The organism is Rhizorhapis sp. SPR117, from assembly GCF_021742065.1.
On sequence record NZ_JAKKIE010000148.1, the window covers coordinates 1 to 2,724 of the forward strand.

The window sequence follows — 2,724 nt, forward strand, 5'->3', positions numbered from 1 at the left end:
GAGGTGGTTCAAACATGGGTCAGTTCTCGACGGAAATTTATATCCCTCCCGGGTCAACTCTCAGCGGTAATCAACAACTGTGTCCACCGGCACATAGTCATAGCCGAGATCACGTGCTACGGCTTCGTAGGTGATCTTGCCTTCATGGACGTTGAGCCCGGCCGCCAGATGCGGATTGGCTTTCAGAGCGGCCTTCCATCCGAGATTGGCGATGCGCAAGGCATGCGGCAGGGTTACATTGTTCAGCGCATAGGTGCTGGTGCGGGCGACTGCGCCCGGCATGTTGGCCACGCAATAGTGGACGATGCCATCGACAACGTAGGTCGGGTCGGCATGGGTCGTTGCGCGAGAGGTTTCGAAGCATCCCCCCTGATCGATCGCCACGTCGACCAGCACTGCGCCCGGCTGCATGGTGGAGAGCATCTCGCGAGTCACAAGCTTCGGCGCGGCCGCACCGGGCACGAGCACCGCGCCGATCACCAGATCGGCCTGCGCTGCTTCGGCGGCCAAGGCTGCACGACCGGAAAACAAAGTGCGAGCGCGGCCTTCGAAATGGCTGTCCAGTCGTTCAAGCACCGCCGGATCACGGTCAAGGATGGTGACATCTGCCCCCAGACCAACTGCCATCTGCGCGGCATTGAAACCGACCACGCCCCCCCCGATCACGACGACCTTGGCCGGAAGCACGCCCGGAACGCCGCCCAGCAGCACACCACGCCCGCCATTGGCTTTTTCCAGCGCTGTCGCACCGGCCTGGATCGACATACGGCCTGCGACCTGGCTCATCGGCTTGAGCAGCGGCAAGCTGTTATCCACGCCGGTGACGGTTTCATAGGCGATTGCTGTCACACCAGATTTGACGAGGTCGGCGGTCTGCTCTGGGTCCGGAGCCAAATGCAGATACGTGTACAAGATTTGGCCCTTGCGCAGCTGGGCGCGTTCAACGGGCTGCGGTTCCTTGACTTTAACCACCATCTCACATTCGGCAAAAATCTCTGCCGCAGTCGCCTTGATGGTGGCACCAGTGGCCCTATAATTTTCATCACTTGCGCCGATGCCTTCACCAGCGCCAGTTTCGATCCACACTTCGTGGCCGTTCGCAGTCAGTTCGTGAACACTCTCTGGCGTCAGTCCGACGCGATATTCATGGTTCTTGATTTCCTTGACGGTACCAATACGCATCGAAACTCTCCCTCAAAAATAATGGCGGAAAGTATAAGCTTTTTGGAGTGGGGGTTCTTACCAAAGTCATGGTCTTCTTGCTCTAAAAATGGCAATATATCCCGGCATAAAGGCTTTACCGGGATATATACATGGATCAGGTCGATAAATCGCTGCTTTGCGCCCTTCAAAACGACTCGTCGCGTTCTATCGCGGAGCTGGCTGAGCTGGTCGGCGCATCAACTTCAGCGTGTCATCGCCGGATCAAGTCGCTGGAATCGGCTGGCCTGATCGTTCGCTACTCCGCCGTGCTCAATCCGCAGCGGCTGGGGCTGAGTCTACAGGTTTTCGTGGAGATCACCCTGACCAGTCAAAGCCGCGAAGCGATGGATCGCTTCGAACTGGCGGTTGGCGAATTTGACGATATTCTGGAGTGTCACCTGATGTCAGGCAACGCAGATTATATTTTGCGGATCGCGGCCCGAGACTTGGAACAGTTTGACCGGATTCACCGTGAATGCCTTTCGCGCCTTCCAGGGGTCAGCGCGATGCATTCAAGCTTTGCTATTCGCACAATCAAGGACTGGAGAGGTTATCCTACCGGCTGATATAGCGGGCACATCAAAGCTAGCCCCTCCCCCTCCTCGCATAAAGAAGCTCCGATGCCGCAAGGGCGGCATCGGAGCGTGAGGAAATTGCAAAACTGCAATTGTTAAAATTTGTAATCCAGTTTTGTAATCCGTTACTTCCTGAGCGAAACCGTCAAACCGAAGGTCCGCGGGCGGAATGTTCCCGAGCGATACCGTGGCGAACCGATCAACTCATGATAGAGGCTCAGCAGCGGCTGTTCGTTCGTGACGTTGTTGACAAAGAGACTGATATCCAGATCATTCGATCCCATCGCATCAAGGCGTGCGCCAAGCCGCAGATTCAGCTGTGACGTTGCTGGAGTACGCGGATACTCAGGATCGACCAGTGGCGAATTGACATCAACCGGCTTTTTGTTGTGGCTGGCATAGCTGAAATCCGCGCGCGTGTAGAGCTCGGCATTGCCGACCGGCCGGGCATATTCGCCATTGAGCTGAATCGTCCAAGGAGCAACGCCAGGGAACGGTTCTCCGGCCTTGCGAATAGTACCGGAGACAAGGTTGCCGCTACCGTCATCGACCAGTCCGGTAATCGGCGTGGTGTAGCGGGCATGAGTATAGGATACGGAAGCCCCGAGCGCATCCGCTACACCGAGCCCGATATTCTCGAAAACCGCATAATGATTGATGATCCGGCCGTCCTGCTCGAACCATACACCATCAGCTACGGCTACAAGCGTAACGATGCCTACCGCATGATGGAATTCTACTGCGACCGCGTGGACCCCCTGTTGAAGATCAATCCAGACGGGACGGTCTCGATGAAGACGGGAGATGAATTGGACGATGCCTTCGAGGACAACGCAGCCCACTGAACGAAGAGGGGAAGCAGGCGGGACACTGAATGACAGACCGGCTGATGCCGGTAGGTTCATGGGTTGTGGCTGAAGCCTGTGCTGTGGGTATGGCGGTCGAG

Annotated in this window: 2 protein-coding genes and 1 pseudogene; 1 reads left to right on the plus strand and 2 read right to left on the minus strand. The window is 56.8% G+C overall.

What is annotated here, in order from left to right:
- Positions 1–60: 60 nt before the first annotated feature.
- Positions 61–1,182 (minus strand): alanine dehydrogenase, encoded by a 1,122-nt coding sequence (ald, locus tag L3X40_RS21460; protein WP_237367371.1) that lies wholly within the window; start codon positions 1,180–1,182, stop codon positions 61–63.
- A 131-nt stretch (positions 1,183–1,313) separates the two neighbouring features.
- On the opposite strand from ald, the gene L3X40_RS21465 reads away from it, so the two are divergent.
- Positions 1,314–1,769: an Lrp/AsnC family transcriptional regulator gene (locus L3X40_RS21465; RefSeq protein ID WP_237367372.1), complete on the plus strand. Its 456-nt coding sequence runs from the start codon at positions 1,314–1,316 to the stop codon at positions 1,767–1,769.
- A 134-nt stretch (positions 1,770–1,903) separates the two neighbouring features.
- Here the strand turns inward: L3X40_RS21465 and L3X40_RS21470 are convergent.
- Positions 1,904–2,724 (minus strand): annotated as a pseudogene (locus tag L3X40_RS21470) (TonB-dependent receptor); the annotation flags it as partial.